10 protein-coding genes and 1 other RNA gene are annotated in these 18,710 nt (G+C 65.7%); 2 read left to right on the top strand and 9 right to left on the bottom strand.

Annotated features, from left to right (window positions below; all coding sequences use genetic code 11):
* Positions 1 to 153: 153 nt before the first annotated feature.
* From NCS67_RS07265 to trxA, 9 genes are all read right to left on the bottom strand, one after another.
* On the bottom strand, positions 154 to 738 hold the full coding sequence (locus NCS67_RS07265) for a ComEA family DNA-binding protein (RefSeq protein WP_175982271.1): 585 nt from the start codon (positions 736 to 738) through the stop codon (positions 154 to 156).
* Positions 739 to 944: 206 nt separating this feature from the next.
* Positions 945 to 3,158 carry a penicillin-binding protein 1C gene (gene pbpC / locus NCS67_RS07260; protein ID WP_250434837.1) on the bottom strand — a complete coding sequence of 738 codons (2,214 nt, stop codon included), beginning with the start codon at positions 3,156 to 3,158 and terminating at the stop codon, positions 945 to 947.
* Between the two features lie 4 nt (positions 3,159 to 3,162).
* Positions 3,163 to 9,186: an alpha-2-macroglobulin family protein gene (locus NCS67_RS07255; RefSeq protein ID WP_250434836.1), complete on the bottom strand. Its 6,024-nt coding sequence runs from the start codon at positions 9,184 to 9,186 to the stop codon at positions 3,163 to 3,165.
* 95 nt (positions 9,187 to 9,281) lie between these two features.
* Positions 9,282 to 10,643 (bottom strand): MATE family efflux transporter, encoded by a 1,362-nt coding sequence (locus NCS67_RS07250; protein ID WP_250434835.1) that lies wholly within the window; start codon positions 10,641 to 10,643, stop codon positions 9,282 to 9,284.
* A 40-nt stretch (positions 10,644 to 10,683) separates the two neighbouring features.
* Positions 10,684 to 12,447: an ArnT family glycosyltransferase gene (locus NCS67_RS07245; RefSeq protein WP_008349322.1), complete on the bottom strand. Its 1,764-nt coding sequence runs from the start codon at positions 12,445 to 12,447 to the stop codon at positions 10,684 to 10,686.
* Between the two features lie 235 nt (positions 12,448 to 12,682).
* The gene (locus tag NCS67_RS07240; protein ID WP_008349325.1) at positions 12,683 to 12,937 is read right to left on the bottom strand and encodes a type B 50S ribosomal protein L31; all 255 of its coding nucleotides are present in this window, start codon (positions 12,935 to 12,937) and stop codon (positions 12,683 to 12,685) included.
* Positions 12,938 to 13,078: 141 nt separating this feature from the next.
* Positions 13,079 to 13,915 carry a M90 family metallopeptidase gene (locus NCS67_RS07235; RefSeq protein WP_008349326.1) on the bottom strand — a complete coding sequence of 279 codons (837 nt, stop codon included), beginning with the start codon at positions 13,913 to 13,915 and terminating at the stop codon, positions 13,079 to 13,081.
* A gap of 111 nt (positions 13,916 to 14,026) precedes the next feature.
* Entirely contained in the window at positions 14,027 to 15,292 is a 1,266-nt protein-coding gene (rho, locus tag NCS67_RS07230) for a transcription termination factor Rho (RefSeq protein WP_008349328.1), read from the bottom strand.
* Positions 15,293 to 15,550: 258 nt separating this feature from the next.
* A complete protein-coding gene (trxA, locus tag NCS67_RS07225; RefSeq protein WP_008349330.1) occupies positions 15,551 to 15,877 on the bottom strand; it encodes a thioredoxin TrxA in 327 nt (108 codons plus the stop codon).
* Positions 15,878 to 16,209: 332 nt separating this feature from the next.
* On the opposite strand from trxA, the gene ffs reads away from it, so the two are divergent.
* Positions 16,210 to 16,308, top strand: an RNA gene (gene ffs / locus NCS67_RS07220) — signal recognition particle sRNA small type.
* Between the two features lie 143 nt (positions 16,309 to 16,451).
* Complete coding sequence (locus NCS67_RS07215; RefSeq protein WP_250434834.1) at positions 16,452 to 18,683, top strand: DNA polymerase III subunit gamma/tau; 2,232 nt, start codon at positions 16,452 to 16,454, stop codon at positions 18,681 to 18,683.
* Positions 18,684 to 18,710 lie beyond the last annotated feature (27 nt).

Raw genomic sequence — 18,710 nt, 5'->3', positions numbered from 1 at the left:
GACGGTCTCACTACGAGAGGTTGCGGGGTGGATTCGCCTGTGCCGCCGCATTCGGCTCGGAACCGGTCGCGGCGGCGCGGGCATCGGCCGCGAGCGGCCGTTCGACGATGGTCATACGAAGGCAAGTTTCCTTCGACAAGGTTCCCCGAAGAATCACTGACTGGCAGCCGCGGCGCTGGCGGCCTTATCTTTCTTGCTGCGTTTCGATTTTGCGGGCTTCGCTTCGCTCGCGGCGGAAGGGCTCGACGCACTCGCTGCTGCCGACGCTGCGCTGTCCTTTTTCGATTTTTTCGACGCCTTCGTTCCCGATGCGGGCGCGGCAGGCGTCGTGGCCGGCGTCTGCGCCGTCGTGGCCGCGGGCGAGGTCGCGCCGGTGGCTGCGGTCGACGATTTGACCGTCGAGTTCGGCGCGGCGCTGCCGCCTTGCGTCGACGGCGTCGCGGGCTTCGACGGTTTGCCTGTCGGCGGCAGCGACGAGCCGCCGATCGTCAGCCCGTTCTGTTCCAGATTCGTCACGGATTTGGCGCCGAGACCCTTGACGCGAGTCGCGAGATCGTCGGCGTCCTTGAAGGGGCCGTTCTTCGTGCGCTCGTCGATGATCGCCTTCGACTTCACCGGCCCCAGACCCTTCACCGATTCCAGCGCGGCTTGATCGGCGGTATTGACATCGACCGCGGCGAACGCCGCTCCCATCGACAGCACGAACGCAAAGCACAGCATCAGCAGCTTTTTCAGCATGACGGCACTCCAGGCTTGAGAGAAAGGATGAATCGATAAGTTCGGGCCAATCGGGAAGATGCCGTTAAGGATAGGGCAAAAAACCGTCCCGAACGATGGCGCCCGCATTGTGCACGACCCCGCCGCGCGCACCGCGCCCGCGCACAATCTTTAACGTTGCAAAACGCTGCACGGATGACGTCGCTGTTTTAGCGGGCGTGCGCGCATCACTTCGATGTGCGCGCGGACGTCTTCGCGAAAGCGCCGCGGACCTCGAAGCCGACTTTATCGACGACTTCGCCTTTTGCATCGACCAGTTCGAGCACATGTCGGCCCGGCCACGGCAGCCATGCCGCTCGGGCGTCGTGACCGTAGGGTTTGCCGTCGAGCCGCCACGCGAGGCGCGCGCTGCCGTCCACGCGGGTGAACCACACGCGCTGACGCGCCGGCGGAATGTCAGGGTCGAGCGCGAAGATCGTGCCGTCCGTCGGTGCGCCGATGCGTGCGGCCCGCGCGTCGGCGTTCGCGCCGCGCGCCGCCTGCGCCGCGTTCGCCGTGAGACCGATGGCGCTCATCTGCGTGCCGCGCACGAACCACTCGCTGCGCGCCGGTTCGATGTCGTTCTGATACGTGACGCGCGTCGTCACGACGCCCGATGGCGCTTGCGGCGCGCGGCTATCCGATCGCCGGTTCAGATAGTTGACGATCGCGTTCCACGCCGGCGCCGCGCCCGTCACGCCCGAAACGTCCCACATCGGCGCGCCGTCGGCATTGCCGACCCAGACGCCCACGGTGTAGCGCGATGTGAAACCGATCGCCCAGTTGTCGCGCATGTCCTTGCTGGTGCCGGTTTTCACGGCGCTGAAGGTGCGCGTGGCGAGCACGCTGTCGAAGCCGAACGTGCGCGTGCGTGCGTTGTTGTCCGCGAGGATGTCGGTGACGATGAAGCTCGCTTCCGGGCTGAAGACGCGCGTGCCCGCCTGCGCCGGCCGATGGTCCGCGAGATCGAAGAAGGGCTGTGCGACGCCGCCGTTCGCGAGCGTGCGATACGCGTTGGCGAGCGTCGCCAGCGTCACGTCCGCGCTGCCGAGCGCGAGGGAAAAGCCATAGTAATCGCCAGCTTGCGACAAAGGCAGCCCGAGCGCGACGAGCGTCTTCGCGAAGCGATGCGGCGTGACCATCACGAGCGTACGCACCGCCGGCACGTTGAGCGACGAGCCGAGCGCGGTTCGCACGCTTACCCAGCCCTTGAAGTCGTGATCGTAGTTTTGCGGAATGTAGAGGCCGCCGCCGGTCGCGAGATCGAGCGGCGCGTCGTCGAGCAGCGTGGCGGCGGTGACGCGCTTTTCGTCGATCGCCTGCGCATACAGAAAGGGCTTGAGCGTCGAGCCGGCCTGACGTGCCGAGAGCACGGCGTCGACTTCCGGCGCGTTCGACAGGCCGCCCGCCGAGCCGACCCACGCGAGCACGTCGCCCGAACGATTGTCGATCACGATGGCCGCCGCGTCGTGCACATTGCGCGGATGCGCGCGCGCGTTCAGTTCGGCGAGCGTGCGGGCGAGCGTATCGCGGGCGAAGCGTTGCAGGCGCGCGTCGAGCGTGGAGCGCACGCGCGCGCCGGCCTTCGGATGCACTTCGCCCGCGATGCGTCGCGCGAGATGCGGCGCGAGTGCGTCGTCGCCCTGAGCGAAGGCGGGCGCGGACGCGGTGCGGGTCAACGTGAGCTGCACGTAGCTGTCGAGATTGATGCACGGATCGACGCTCTGCGCGACGCCGTGCAGCGTCTGCATGTCGCGCAGAATCACGCACGCGCGCGCGGCGACCTTCGCAAAGGGCGCGTTCGGCGCGCGCACCAGCGCGGCGGCGAGCGCCGACTCGCGTTCGTCGAGACCGGAAGGGGCCTTGCCGAACAGCGTCTGCGATAGCGCCGACAACCCGACGATCTCGCCGCGAAACGGCACGAGATTCAGATACGCCTCGAGAATCTGATCCTTGCGCCAGGTGCGTTCGAGCCACAGCGCGCCGATTGTCTGCCCGGCCTTTTCGCCGATCGAACGGCGGCCGGCGCGCTTGCCGTCATCGTCGATGAGACCGGTGAGCTGCATCGTCACCGTCGATGCACCGCGCGTACGCGTGTTCCACAAATTGCCCCACGCGGCTGCCGCGGCGCCGCGCCAGTCGACGCCCGCGTGCTCGTAGAAACGCCTGTCCTCCGATACGACGATCGCTTCGCGCAAGGCGGGCGACACGTCGGACAACGCGATCCAGTCGCCGCGCCGTGCGCTCTTGTCGACGCGCGTGCGCGCGAGCGGCTCGCCGTCGCGCGAGAGCAGCACCCAGTCGGAGCTGCGCCAGTTCGCGCGCACTTCGTCGAAGCCCGGCTGCGCCTGCGCCGGCATCGATAGCGCGCATGCGATCAGAAGGCAGGCGGCGCGTTTCATCGGATCACTTCGCGGCGAGCGGCTTGACGACCACCGGCGCATTCGGCAGCGCGCCGAACGCCGACGGCGCGTAGAGCGCTTCGACGCGCGTCGGCGGCAGGCCGAACGTGCCCGGATTGTTCAGGCGCATCGTGTATTCGACGCTCAGCTTGCCCTTCGGCAGATAGTCGTAATACGCGCGATAACCATCGAAGCCACGCTCGACGAACGCGGGCCACGCGCCGTCATCCCGCTTCTCGCCTTCGGTCGCCGCAGCGGAATCGCGTCCGAGACCGGAGCCGAGGATCGTCGCGCCCGCGGGAATCGGATCGTTGACGACGACCCACGTCATGTCGCTTTGCGCGTCGATGTCGAGATGCACGCGGACGATATCGCCGCGCGACATCACGCCTTTCACGGCGGGATCGATCGGCGTGACGGTTTTCGCGATGCGATAGCCCGCCGCGAACGGCGCCTTCAACGCGACAGCCGCGAGACTTTCGATCGTCGCCCACGGCTTGCCCGTGCCGTCCTGCGAGAGCGTGAGCGAACCGCTGCTCCACGGCAGCATCACGCTGCGCGCGTTCGCGTTCTTCGTCGCGGGCGTGGCCGAGGCGGGCGCGGGCGTGGACATGACAGCGGCGCTCCAATTCACGCTTTGCGCCGATGCGCCCAGCTGGATCGACGTGTGACCCGTCACCGGCGTGCTCTCGAAGAGTTGCGAGAATCGGCCGACGGCGAGCGCGCCCCACAGATTGGCGGTCGTCGTTTGCCACGCGCCGTGCTTCTGCAACGCGAGCAGGCCCGCGACGACGCGCGGCATTTCGTCCTTCCAGCCGGGCGCATCCGCGAAGATGAGCGCGGTGCGCGCGGCGTTGGTTTCCGTGCCGGTCATGAGCCACCAGAGATCGTCGTCGCGCTCGGTCGAGAACGTGAGTCGCGTGCCCTGATACGTCAGACGCGCGCGAATGATCTGCTCCGCCTGCGCACGCTTCTCGTCGCGATTAGGAATGCCGTCGACGCGCGACAGGATTGCGTAGTAGTCCAGCACCGCCGATGTCGGCCACTGATCCGGCGCGACCGTGATCGAGCCGAGCATGCGCGGCTGTGCAAGGCCATAGCGCGAGAGCGCTTCGATCGCGGCGAGCTTCCTATCGTCGAGATCGTTGCGCGGCGCCCAGAACTTGCGCTCGAGCTTGCCGTCGACGAAATTCGCGAGGCCCGCCGCCATCTGATTGCGCAGATCGTCGGGCAACGCGAAACGGCGATCCTGTTTCGCGGCTTCATCGGTGACGGCGAGCAGATAGGCCGTGAGGGCGGGGCTGCCGGTCGGGCGCTCGTCGTCGGCGGGCGGGAAGTAGTTCGCGAGGCCGTCGCGATCGAGATACGACGGCATCCGCGCGAGCACGCCTTGCCAAAGCGCTGCGTCCATCAGGCCGAGCGCGCGCGAAGTCTGCTGTTCGAGGCAACTGTACGGATAGCGCTCGAACCAGCGACGCACGCCGGGCAGTCCTTCGGCGAGCTTCGATTGCAACGACACCGCGATGCCGCCGCGCACGGCGCCGTCGCTCGACTTGATTGCATCGGCGGGCGGCGCGACGGGCAGCGTGAGCGTGCCGTCGACTTGCGCGAGGGTCGCCTGCTGGACATTGACGGGAATCGCCGCGACGACTTTCTGCGTCAGTTTGACGGCATCGCTCGCCCTGGGTCCGGCCTGTTCGGACGCGGTCACGTTCCATTCCAACGCTGCGGATGAATTCGCGCCGAGCACATCGGGCGTCGTGACCTCCCACGCGACTTCCTGCGACGATTCCGGCGCAAGCTCGACCGTGCGCGCATCGAGCGCCAGCGCGCCGGCATGCGGCGTGATGACGACGCGCATCGTCCGCGCGGTCGTGTTGCGCAGCGTGAACTGCGCGCGGAACGAATCGCCGACACGCACGAGCGGCGGCAATCCCGATATCAGTTGCAAGTCCTGCGTGCTCTGAATCGATGCGCTGCCGGTGCCGAACTGTCCCGCCCCGACCGCCGCCACCGCGACGATGCGAAAGCGCGTGAGCGCGTCGTTCAGCGGAACGTCGATGGTCGCTTCGCCTTTGGCATCGAGCGTGACGCGCGGATTCCACAGCAGCAGCGTGTCGAACAGTTCGCGCGTCGCGCTGTGTCCGCCGCCGCCGCCCGCAGGCACCGCCTTGCGCCCGAAGTGCCGCCGCCCGACGATCTCCATCTGCGCGGTCGCCGTCTGGACGCCGTACGCGCGCCGTTCGAGCATCGCGTCGAGCACGTCCCAGCTTCGATTCGGCATCAGTTCGAGCAAGGCTTCATCGACGGCCGCGACGGCGATCTGCGTGCCCGCGGGCGCGGGCTTGCCATCGGGCAGCGCGACTTTCACCTTGACGTGCGCCTTGCCTCGCACGGTGTACGACTTCGCATCCGGGCTCACGCTGACCGCGAGCCTGTGCGCCGCCGTGCCGACCTTGATCGACGCCAGCCCGTAGCGGAACGCGGGCTTGCTCAAATCGACGAGCGGCGTCGGCGCCTGATACTGACGGCCTTCGTACCAGAACGCGCGCGCCCATTCGACCGGCGCCTTCCATCCCCAAGTGAAGAAGGAATACCACGGCACTTCGCGGATGCGTCCGCGCAACGCGAGCACCGATATGTACACGTTCGGCGCCCACGACGCTTCGATTTTGAGCTCGACGCTCGGATCGGTGCCGTTCAGTTCGACGACGCGCGTCTCGACGATGCCCTCGCGCTCGACGGCGACGAGCGCCGTCGCGGAGCGGAACGGCATGCGGACCTGGAAGCGCGCGGTTTCGCCGGGCTCGTAACTCGTCTTTTCCGGCAGCACGTCGATGCGGTCAGTGTTCTCGCCGCCGAACCACAGCTCGTCCGCGCGCGTGACCCACACGGACGTACTCGCGTTGGCCGCGCGGCCGTCGCCGTCTTTCGCGATCGCGATGACATCGACGTTGCCGGCATCCTTCAGCTTCGCATCGCACGAGACGATGCCGTGATCGTCGCTCTTGCCGCTGCACAGCGTGCCGAGATCCTTGATTTCCGTGTGGTTGTCGTAAGCGTAGAAGCCGCCGACCATGCGCTTTCTCGAGCTCGACATCACGCGAGCGACGGCCTTGATCTCCACCGACACGCCCGCGCGCGGCTTGCCCTGCAGATCTAGCGCGATCGCCTGCACCGGCAGCGCGCCGCCGACCGATACCCAATGTCCCGCTTTCACGCCGACCGCGACGTCGGCGGGCCACAGCGTCGTGCCGCCGCTGATCGTCTGAATCTCGCCGTTCGGATCGGCGAAGCTCGCTTCGAGCGTGAGACGCTTCGGCGATTCGAGCGCCGGCAGCGGCTTGATCGTGACCTTGCCGGCGCCTTCGCGATCGAGCGTGACGCGCAGCTTGTCGGCGACGAGCTTCGTCGTCGCGTGGTCTTCCTGCTCGCTGTCTTCGTCTTCGTCTTCGGCCGGCGCGCTCGCGCCGTCGTCCGTCGGCTTGCGGTAAGGCGCGAAAGTGAACGCTTCGTATTGCGAAGCGAAGGGCGGCGCGGCATCGCGCACGAGCGCGGAAACCTGCACCGGCAGATTCGATGCCGGTCCGCCCTGCACGTATTCGAGCCGCACCGCGACCGGCGCTTCCTGCGCCGCGACGAGACCGGACGCTTTGGCCTCGCCGGCCGTGATCGAGCCTTTGAACACCGGCAGGCGGAATTCCTCCACGCGGAAGCTGCCGGATTCGTACGACTGCGTCACCGGGTTGTCGTTGTCGTTGGCGTTGCCGCTATCGTCGTCGGATGAAGCCGTGCCGTTGTCGAGCGACACGCTGTATTCGCCGAGCTTCGCGGCGGCGGGCACGGCGAAGGTCGAATCGGCGCTGTGATCGGCGGCCCATTTGAGCGGCAAATGCCACGTCTGTCCGCTGCCGACGTGCCGGATCGTCACGCGCGTTGGATAGCTCTTCGGAAACGCGAAGCCGCCGAGCGTTTGCACGCGCAGCAGGTGCTTCATGGATACGGTTTCGCCCGCGCGCAGCAGCGTGCGGTCGAACACCGTATGCGCGCGCGTCGTGCGCGCCGCGCTCATGTCGGTCGGCACGTTGAAGCGCCACGATTCGATGCCGCGATCCCAGTCCGATGTCACGAACGCCATGTCCGGACCGCTCACGGGATCGTTCACGCGCGCGGACACGAAAAAGCCGCCCCACGCGAGACTGCGCTCGTTGCATCGGCGCACGGACGCGAGCGGCTTGCCGATTTTCGCGATGCCTTGCGCATCGGTTTTCGCGGTGGCGATTTCATCGCCGTTGCAGTCGGTGACGCGCACGTCGGCGTTCGCGACGGGCTTGCCCTTGTCGAGCGTCGTGACCCAGACGACGCTGTTCTCGCGTCCCTCTTTGAAATGCACGCCGAGATTGGTGACGAGCACCGACGTTCGCACGTACATCGCCTGATTCTTGTCGAGCAGCGATGCGCCGAGCGCCGGCGAACTCAGTTCGACGACATAGAAGCCCGGCTTTGTCAGCGGAATGCCGACGACTTCGAACGGACGCAGCGCTTTCGGATCGGCGGCGGGCAAGGCGAGGGTTTCGACGCCGCGCTGTTTCGCGAGCATCGACAGCGAACGAATGTCGATTTGCGGATCGTTCGACACCGAGCCGTCGCTGTTCGGGATGATGACCGGCTCGATACCGTTGTTCAGCATCGCGGGCATGAGCTTTTCGATGGACGAGCGCGACATCGAGACGCCGTCGAACATGTCGACGGCGCGCATCCACTCGCGGATGTCCGTGTCGGCGTCGAGCTTGAGCTTCGTGATCTGCGACGTGCCCGAATGGAGCCCTTGCACATGCAGGTCCGCTTCGACATGACGCAGCGTGACCGGCAGCATCGCCGGCATGCCGGGTTCCGCGAATCGCTCGATGATGCCGAACGTGCCCGACGAGAATTTCGCGAGCGGCGGCATCGCGGCGGTCGCGGTCTTGAGCGGGAAAAGGTCGGCGTTGGCGAGCGTGCGGCCGCTCACGTCTTTCAGATTCGCGGGCGCCTCGATGGTGAGACTGGCGCGCTCGGGCAGCGGCGCGGCGAACTCGATGCCGCTGACTTCCGCATCTTTATCGCTAGGATCGAAGTGAGGCGCGGCGCTTCCTTTCGGACCGCGCAGTGCGAACTTCTGCGCATCGGCGCGGCTGATCGGCGCGGAGAACGTGAGGCGCATCGGCCGCAGCGGCGTGCACGGTGCGTTGGCGTTTTCGCGCTCGCAGGAGAAACCGGCGGTGAAGGGCTTGCGCACGTCGAAGTTGAAGCGCTTCTCGACGTCATTGGCGATGCCGCTCGGTCCCGTCACGCCCGTGCCGTACACGAGCTGCATTTTCGTCGCGGACGGCAACGTTTGCTGGCACGCGAGCGTCAGTACGCGATCGCTCTCTTTCTCCAGGCGGAAGTGTTTGAGCAGCGCGGCGCGCGTGGCGTCGTCGACGGCGCGGACCGGAATGCGATTGCCGAGCGCGCTCGATTCGCACCAGACATGCTGCAGCACGGACGCCTGCGTCGCCGGGCCGTTCAGACGCAGCACGAAGGCCTGATTTTCTTCGATGTCGCCGTAGCCCGGCATGATGCGTGTGACGAACGGTCCGCCCGTCTGGAACGCGAAGTGGCGCGGGCCGGAAAGCGCGTTGCCGGCCGTGGATTTGAGGGTGTCCGAGAGATCGAGCGCGCAGCGCACGCCGGGCGGCAGATCGTGCTCGAAGTCGAAGGCCCAGGTCTGGGCGTCGATCCAGCGGCCCGAGCCCGCGGTAGCCGATGCGCCCGCGCCGCTACAGGCGATCTTGCCGGGCGCGGCGGCGGCCGCATTGCCGAAGGCGGTCATCGGTTCGTCGAACTTGGCGACGACCTGCCGCACTTGCGCGACCTTGCCTTGCGGCGACACGCTCGTGATGCGCGCGGCATCGGCCCGATGAAGCGCGGCGCTTGATCCCAACGCGGCGATCAGCGTGGTTGCGGCCAGAATCCATTTTTTTTGTGACGTTGTTATGCGGCTCATCCACTCGCTCCGAGTTTTCCTCGACGCGAAATTCTACTGGAACCTTACGTCGATCTTTCGTCGGCTGCGCTCGGGCGACGCTTTTTAACGGAAGATCAATCTGCGTTCACGTTCGGCAGATGCCGCGAACTCACGCGCCGCCAATACACGAACAAGCCGACGCCCGCGACGCCGAGGCTCGCCGAATTCGCGATCCAGAAGCCGCGCGCGCCCTGCAGCCATTCGGGCACGCCGCCGCCGACATCGAAGCCGAGCAGATAACCGCCGCCAAGCCCGATGCCCCATAGCGCGATCGCGTAGATCACGGTCGGCACGAGCGTCACCTTGTATGCGCGCAGGATGAACGCGGTGGTGATCTGCAGCGCATCGCAGAAGTGATAGAAGAAGATGATGAGCACGAGCGGCATCGCGGCCGCGATCACGTTCGCATCGGGTGTGTACGCCGCGATCACGAGCGGACGCGCCGCGAGCAGGAGCACGCCGTACACGAGCGCGAGCACGCACGCCATGCCGATGCCGTGACGCGAGATGGAGCGGGCGTCGTCGTAGCGTTGCGCGCCGAGCGCCTGCGACACGAGCGTCGACGACGCGATGCCGATCGCGAGCGGCGTCATGTACAGCACCGCGCCGAGATTGCCCGCGATCTGATGACCGGCGAGCGTCGTCGTGCCGAAGCGCGAGATAAAGAGCGCCATGAACGTGTACGACGTGACTTCGATCAGATACGAGAGGCCCATCGGAATGCCGAGCCGCAGAAGCGCGAGCTGACGCCGCCAGACCGGCCAGCAGAAATGCGAGAAGATGGCGAACGGGCGGAAGAACTCGACCTTGAGGAGCACCGTCATGCCGACCGCCGCCAGCACCCAGTTGATGAGCGTGCTCGCGAGCGCGCAACCCGGACCGCCCAGCGCCGGCACGCCGAATCCGCCGAAGATGAACCACGTGTTGAGTGGAAACTTGAGCAGCAGGCCGCCGACCTGCAGGAACATCACGAGGCGCGGCTTGCCGACCGCGTTCGTGAGCGAGCTATAGACGCGAAACGCGAGGCTCGCGGGCAGGCCGAACGACAGAATGCGCAGATAGTCGACGGTGCGGTCGTGCAGCGCGGGCGGCGTCTTGGCGAGCGACAGAAGCGGCTCGGGATGGAACAGCAGCACGAAGCCGATCACGGCGAGCGCGGCGGCGAGCCAGAACGCCTGACGCGTCTCTTCGCCGATTTCGCTTTCGCGGCCCGCGCCGAAGAGCTGGCCGGCGATCGGCTGCAGTGCGACCAGAATGCCCGTCAGGCCGATATACACCGAGATATAGACGGAACCGCCGAGACCGAGCGCGGCGAGATCGGTGGCGGAGAAGCGGCCGACCATCGCGGTGTCGATCACGCCGAACGCGATCACCGCGAGCTGGCCGATCAGCACCGGCCAGGCGAGCGCGGCGATCTTGCGCACATCGCTCAGCATGCCGGTCGTACTCGCGGAAGTCGGTATCGCGCGCATCGTATTACTGCGCGCGGCGCAGGCTCTTCGGGCGCAGCGGTTTCTTCGCCGGCGGCACGGGACGCTCGATGCGCACGTAGAGACGGAACCGCTCGTCGCGGTCGGCGACGCGCCGGCCTTCCCAGACGAGCTTCCACTGGAACGCCGACATCGACGACGGCTCGCCGTAATCGGCCGGATCCTGGCGCAGGATCACATCGCAATCCTCATCGAACGCGAAATGCATGCCGCCGAAATACGCGAAGGTGGCGATCTGCGCGTCGCCGAGGCGTACGGGCGAGATGCAGGTGTAGTCGGGCGGCAGATGATCGGCAATTTGCTCGGCCACGTCGCGATACGTCCGGCTGTAGTTCACGACCGGCAGCCACAGCGTCATGAGCAGGACCCACATGAGCGTGGTGCCCGCACTCGACAGCACGACGCTGCGCCACAGCACCTTCGGATGACGGGCGAGCCGCCAGCGCGCGAGCAGGAACCAGCAGACGGTCACGGCCACCGCGCACACAAAGGAAATCAGCTTGAACTCGGGATGGAAACCCGGAGCGAGACGCGCGAGATTGCGGGCCATCGCCGAGGGGAAGCCGAACATGCCGGCGGTCCACACGAGCCACACCAGCGAGCCGATGATCGTGAAACTCAGCATCGCGAACCAGTCGATCGCGTTGATCGCGCCGCGCTTGAGGGTAGGCAGCGCGAACGTCGCGAGCACCGAAAGCGGCGGCAGAAGCAGCATGAAGAGCCGGTTCGTCTCGTGCGCCTGCAGCACGACCAGCACGAGCAGCGGCCCGATGATCGACAGCGGCACCCCGACGTGCGGCGAGCGGCGCAGTCCGCCCCAACTGACGAACGCCCACACCGCGAGCGGCCACGCGGGCCACGTGAAGAGCGGCAGGTTCTTGATCGCGTAGCCGAATATCGAACCGGGCGTGCCGGAGAAGAACGAGAAGCTGTTGCGCCACCATTGGCGCAGCCACCATTCGCCGTCATCCGGGAAGTAATGCAGTGTCGGCAGCACCCATGCGCCGATCAGCAGGATCGCGACCGGCAGCCCGAAGATCAGGAGCGGCGCGGAGCGGATTTGTTTGACGACGATCGTCATCGCGAGCGTGCAGAGCAACAGCGCGAAGACGAGCACCGGCGAGCTCGACAGGCCGACTACGCCAAGCGCCGCGCCCCACACGAGACCGCCGTGGATCGGCTTGTCGAGGCTGCGCACGAGGCCGTAGAGGAGCATCGCGGTGCCGGCGAACTGCGCAAGCTGCGGCGTGGTCTCGTGGCCGCGCTCGGCGAGTCCGAAGCACGCGAGCAGAATCAGCAGCGCGCCATCGGCGAGCGTGCGGCCGTAGTCGCGCGGCTCCGGTTCGCCGCCGAACGCATATTTGAAGGGCTGGGCCTCGTCGCGCCGGCCGAGCAGATAGGCCGAATACCAGACGAACGCGCAGGCGAGACAGAAGAGCAGGCCCGTGACCACGCGCGATGCGTTGCTCGCATCGACCCACGGACTCAAAAGCCGAATCGCCGATGCGCCGAGCCAGTACATGAGCGGGCCGTCGGCGGTCGGCGCCTTGCCGACCAGGTTAGGCAGCAGCCAGTCGCGCGCGTCGCCATTGGCCATCGTCCACATGACGCCGAAGCCGCCCGCATCTTCGTTCTTCCACGGATCGCGGCCGAACAGTCCGAACGACGCATAGGTGATGCAGATGGCGAGCAGAAGCCAGCGCGGCAGGGCGCTGGTGGCGGAGGCGGTCAGACGAACGACAGATCGCATGCGTGAAGGCTTGATGGAGAGCGGCCCGCTGATTCGCGCTGGATGCGCGACGGGGCCAAAGCAACCGGCATTGTAGTCGCGCGGCGGCGTAAAGGGCGGTTCATCGAAGCTCGCCGTAACCCCGCGCAACAATGCACGTCGGATGCGGCAAGGGCGGTGCCGTGGCATGCGCCAAGCTGCCGGCGACAAAAAAGGGCAGCCGAAGCTGCCCTTTTCGCTGAAGCCGAAGCCCGACTTACTTCTTGGTGGAGAAGCGCGCGAACTTGTTGTTGAACTTCTCGACGCGGCCCGCCGTGTCCATGATCTTTTGCTGACCGGTGTAGAACGGGTGCGATTCCGACGACACTTCGATTTTCGCGAGCGGGTAGGTCTTGCCGTTGAATTCGGCGGTTTCGCGCGTCTGGATGGTCGAGCGGGTCACGAACTTGAAGTCGTTCGACATGTCGACGAACAGGACTTCGCGGTAATCCGGGTGAATGCCTTCTTTCATGGTCTTTCCTGGTATCTGGCGGTAGCCAACCCGTTGCACTCGTTTTTTAGTGCCGCGCGAGTCACTTGCCTAGGGTCGAAAAACGGCGATTATGCCAGAAAATCAGTCGGTTGACATCTTTTTCGGAGGCCGCGGCGCAACTCATGCAGCCGGCGCGACGAGCGCCCCAACGCCCGCCGGGTCTTGCCGGTAATAGCGCGCGAGCAGCCGGTAAAGCTCGGGATATTCGGCTTCGAACAGCTTCGGCGTCACGAAAAGCGCCTCGCTGCACACCGCGAAGAATTCCGACGGATGATCGGTCGCGTAAGGATCGATCAGCGAGTCGCGTTCGAACCGCGCCCAGCGGCGCTCCGGCACGGCATCGACGCGTGCGCAGAACTGGTCATAGGCGTTGTCAAAAATGTCGGACCACGCGGTCGAATCGAGCGGCGCGTGCCAGCGCCGGTAAAGCGGCGGATGACCGTCGGCCTCGCCCGTCACCATGTCGATCTTGTGCGCGAATTCGTGGATGACGACGTTGTAGGCGTCCGATCCGTCGGCCATCTGCGCGTCTTCCCACGACAGGACGACCGGGCCGCCTTCCCACGCTTCGCCGCTCGCATCGTGCTCGACTTCGTGCACGACGCCGTCTTCGTCCTCCACGGTTTTGCGGATGATGAACTCGCCCGGATACACGATCACACCGACCCAGCCGCGATACAAATCGAGATCGAGATTGAGCACCGGCAGACAGGCCTGCGCGGCGATCGATACGATCATCTGATCCGTCAGTTCGAGATCGTGCGCCGTCGAGAATTCCTTCTGCGCGATGAAAAGGCTCGCGGTTTCGCGCAGACGCGCGAGGTCGTTGGCGTCCAGATGGCCGAAGCACGGATACGTGTCGAGCGTGCGTTGCCAGAGCGCGTCGTCGATCGCGTATTTGCGCAGCGCGCGCTCGCGGCGTTGCGCGCCGAACCAGCGGGAGAAGAGGTTGGCCATGCGTTGAATCGGAAGACTGGACTAGTTGCGGATTGTACGCACGGCCCCAATAAAAAACCGCCTGACGATGCAGGCGGTTTTCTGTTCCGAAGCAGCGAAGCGGGACGGGGATCAGCCTCCGCCGCGGCGCATCATGTCGAAGAACTCGGCGTTGTTCTTCGTCTGACGGATCTTGTCGAGCAGGAATTCCATCGCTTCGACTTCGTCCATGTCGTGAATGAACTTGCGCAGCACCCAAACCTTCTGCAGCAGATCGGGCTTGATGAGCAATTCCTCGCGACGCGTGCCCGACTTGTTCAGATTGATCGACGGATAGACGCGCTTTTCCGCGAGGCGGCGCTCGAGGTGCACTTCCATGTTGCCGGTGCCCTTGAACTCTTCGTAGATCACGTCGTCCATGCGGCTGCCCGTTTCGATGAGCGCCGTGCCGATGATCGTGAGCGAGCCGCCTTCCTCGATGTTGCGCGCGGCGCCGAAGAAGCGCTTCGGACGCTGCAGCGCGTTGGCGTCGACACCGCCCGTCAGCACCTTGCCCGATGCCGGCACGACCGTGTTGTAGGCGCGCGCGAGACGCGTGATCGAGTCGAGCAGAATCACGACGTCATGCTTCATTTCGACGAGACGCTTCGCCTTCTCGATGACCATTTCGGCCACTTGAACGTGACGCGCGGCCGGTTCGTCGAATGTCGATGCGATGACTTCGCCGCGCACCGAGCGCTGCATTTCAGTGACTTCTTCCGGACGTTCGTCGATGAGCAGCACGAACAGGATGACGTCCGGATGATTCGCCTTCACCGCATGCGCGATGTGCTGCAGCATCACGGTTTTACCCGACTTCGGCGATGCGACGAGCAGGCCGCGCTGGCCCTTGCCGATCGGCGAGATCATGTCGATGATCCGGCCCGTGACGTTTTCCTCGCCGCGCATTTCGCGTTCGAGCGGCAGCGGCTTGTTCGGATGCAGCGGCGTGAGGTTCTCGAACATGATCTTGTGTTTCGAGGCCTCGGGCGGCTGCCCGTTGACTTTGTCCACCTTCACGAGCGCGAAATAGCGCTCGCCGTCCTTCGGCGTGCGGACTTCGCCTTCGATCGTGTCGCCGGTGTGCAGATTGAAGCGGCGGATTTGCGACGGGCTGATATAGATGTCGTCCGTGCTCGCGAGATACGACGTCTCGGGCGAGCGCAGAAAGCCGAAGCCGTCGGGCAGCACTTCGAGCGTGCCGTCGCCGAAAATCGTGTCGCCGCCCTTGGCGCGCTTTTTAAGAATCGCGAACATCAATTCCTGCTTGCGCAGGCGGTTCGCATTTTCGATTTCGAGGCCGTTGGCCATCTCGATCAGTGCGGAGACGTGCTGAGACTTGAGCTCGGATAAATGCATACGGATTTCCCGCCGGGGAGAGAGGTGCGACAGAAAGATTTGGGAGAAGAGGTGAGCGGAACCGCTCGAGACTTAATACTTCTTGAACTCTTGTGATTCTAGCATAGCACACGCCACAGCGGCCTCGGGTGGGCTTTGGGCGGGGCTTGTCGGCCGATGTTGTCGCGTGACAACATCGGCTGCATCGGCACCACGCCCTGGCGTGTCGTCGATGCAGACGCGAGCGACGGGAGATGCCGCCGCTCGCCGGTGATGCCGTTACAGGTTGCTGTCGAGGAACGCGGTCAGTTGCGACTTGGACAATGCGCCGACTTTCTGCGCGGCCACTGCGCCGTTCTTGAAGAGAATCAGCGTGGGAATGCCGCGCACGCCGAACTTCACGGGCGTCGACTGATGTTCGTCCACGTTGATCTTCGCGATCTGCAGGCGATCGCCGTAATCCTTCGCGACTTCGTCGAGGATGGGGGCAATCATCTTGCACGGACCGCACCACTCAGCCCAGAAATCGAGCAGGACAGGTTTATCCGACTTGACGACATCCTGTTCGAAAGAAGCGTCGCTGATGTGCTTGATTGATTCGCTCATTGTCTGAATACCTCTATTGAATCGAGGCCCGCGTTTGAATGCTCGCCACGATACACCAAAACCGAAAAAATTTTCGTCACCAACGGGCCGGACTTCGGCCCGCGCGCCGTGCGCCAGAATGAACCGCGAACGGCGGCGAATGATCCGCGGAAGGGCGAAATGCACCACTTCCAAGTAATTCACGTGTCATCTTAGCCTAATTCGCTATCCGTTGCCGGATGCTGATAGGGCGCATCTGAGGCCGAAAATACGAAGCACAAGAGGGGCTCGGAAGGGCGTGCGTTTCGCCGACGCCTTCCGGCTGCGCCCGACCCCGTGGTACAATTCGACGTGACGGGCCTCCTCGCATGGTGGCGCGGTCAACCTGGTCAGGTCGGGAACGAAGCAGCCACAGCCGCTTTCCACCAGTGCCGAGGGTCGGGCTCGTCACCTTCCGCTTTTCTTCCGTAGGTCTCCCTGCTGGTTTTCCTGACTTATTCGTGTTCCGCACGCCATGGCGCGTGGCGCGTTCGTGCGCCCGATCACCCCGCTGGAGCGGCGTTTGCGCAAGGTCGTTGCTGATACAATTTCGCGCATGACCTATCAAGTTCTCGCACGCAAATGGCGGCCGAAATCATTCGAGTCGCTCGTCGGCCAGGAGCACGTCGTCCGTGCGCTCACGCACGCGCTCGACGGCGGCCGCCTGCATCACGCGTATCTTTTCACGGGCACGCGCGGCGTCGGGAAGACGACGCTCTCGCGCATCTTCGCGAAGGCGCTCAATTGTGAAACCGGCGTGACCTCGAAGCCGTGCGGCGTGTGTCGTGCGTGCCGGGAAATCGATGAAGGCCGCTTCGTCGATTACGTCGAGATGGATGCGGCGAGCAATCGCGGCGTCGACGAAATGGCGGCGCTGCTGGAGCGCGCCGTGTACGCGCCCGTCGATGCCCGCTTCAAGGTCTACATGATCGACGAAGTGCACATGCTCACGAACCACGCCTTCAACGCAATGCTGAAGACGCTGGAAGAGCCGCCGCCGCACGTGAAGTTCATTCTCGCGACGACCGATCCGCAGAAGATTCCGGTCACCGTGCTCTCGCGTTGCCTCCAGTTCAATCTGAAGCAGATGCCGGCGGGGCACATCGTCTCGCATCTGGAGAACATTCTTCAGCAGGAGAACATCCCGTTCGAGCCGCAGGCACTGCGTCTCTTGTCGCGCGCGGCGGACGGCTCCATGCGCGACGCGCTTTCGCTGACCGATCAGGCCATCGCGTATTCGGCGAACGAAGTCACCGAGGATGCCGTGCGCGGCATGCTCGGCGCGCTCGATCAAAGCTACCTGATCCGTCTCATCGACGCGCTCGCCGGCGGCGACGGCCCCGGCGTGCTCGCGATCGCCGACGAAATGGCGCTGCGCAGCCTGTCGTTCTCGACGGCGCTGCAGGATCTGGCGAGTCTTCTGCATCGGATCGGATGGGCGCAGTTCGCACCGACGTCGGTGCTGGACGAATGGCCTGAAGCTGCGGACATCCGCCGCTTCGCCGAGATGCTGTCGGCCGAGGAGGTTCAGCTTTTCTATCAGATCTCCACGGTCGGGCGCAGCGAGCTCGGTCTCGCGCCGGACGAGTACGCCGGCTTCACGATGACGCTCCTGCGCATGCTCGCGTTCGAGCCGGCGGGCGGATCGGGCGGCGGCGTCGCCGTGGGTGCGCCTTCGGGCGCGAAGCCCGCGCGCAGCGCCGCGCTCGTGGGTGCGATGGCCGAGCGCGCCGTCGCGCCTGCGCCTGCGTCGGCGTCGGTTGCTAAAGCGCCGGCGCCCGCCGTCGAGACGGTGGTCGTGAAGGCGGTCGAAGAACCCGTCGTCGAAAAGAGCGAGCCCGTGCCGGTAAAAGCCGCGCCGATGCCGAGCGCCGCGCGACAGGCCGTCGATGAAGCCGCGCCTGCCGCGCCGAGCACGTCCGACGAAGCCGCGACTTCGCGCGCGGCAAGCGGCGCCAGCGCGGCGCTTGAAGTCTTGCGCAGCGCGGGCATGCGCCTGTCGTCCGATCGGGGCGCGCGTGGCGCGTCTGCGCAGACGGCGGCTCCCGCTGCGCCCAAGCCCGTCGCGAAACCGGCCGCGCAAGTTCCGGTGCCGACGCCGCGCCGCGCTCCGGCTCCCGCATCCGCCGCGCCCGAGCCGAAGCCCGAGCCGAAGCCCGCGGCCGGCAACGCGAGCAAGTCGAACGTCGTGCCGCCGTGGGAAGAGATGCCGCCCGACGACTACGCGCCGGCCGGATCCGAAGACGCTTATTTCATGCCGCCCGACGACGGCTTCGTGCCAGCCTTCGACAGCGGCCCGGACGACATGCGCTTCAACGCCGAGCCCGCCGCGAAACCGGCGCCCGTCATCGACACGGCGCCGTTGCCGCCCGCCGTGCCGCTCGATGCGCTCGGCGTGTCGATCGAATGGGCGGCGCTCGCCGTCGATCTTCCGCTGAAGGGCGTTGCGTATCAGCTCGCGTTCAACAGCGAGCTCACCGCCTGCGATGCGAATTCCGTGACGCTTGCGGTTCCGGTCCAGATGTACACCGACGCCACGCATGTCGGCAAGCTCAAGGCCGCGCTCGCCGAAAAGCTCGGCCGCGCGATCGAGCTCAGCGTGAACGTCGCGCCCGCGCGGCGCACCGCCGCCGCGCTCGACGCCGCCGAACGCGCCCGCCGTCAGCAGGAAGCCGAGCAGGAGATCAAGCAGGATCCGTTCGTGCAATCGCTGATCCGCGATTTCGGCGCGAGCATCGTGCAGGGTTCGATCAAGCCGATTGCCGCATCGGGCGCGAATCCATCGTGAACTGAAGCGCGCGGCGCGGTTTTCGAC

It is taken from the genome of Caballeronia sp. ATUFL_F2_KS9A (assembly GCF_023630765.1).
Taxonomy (GTDB): domain Bacteria; phylum Pseudomonadota; class Gammaproteobacteria; order Burkholderiales; family Burkholderiaceae; genus Caballeronia; species Caballeronia zhejiangensis.
This window is presented reverse-complemented; position numbering and strand designations above follow the sequence as displayed.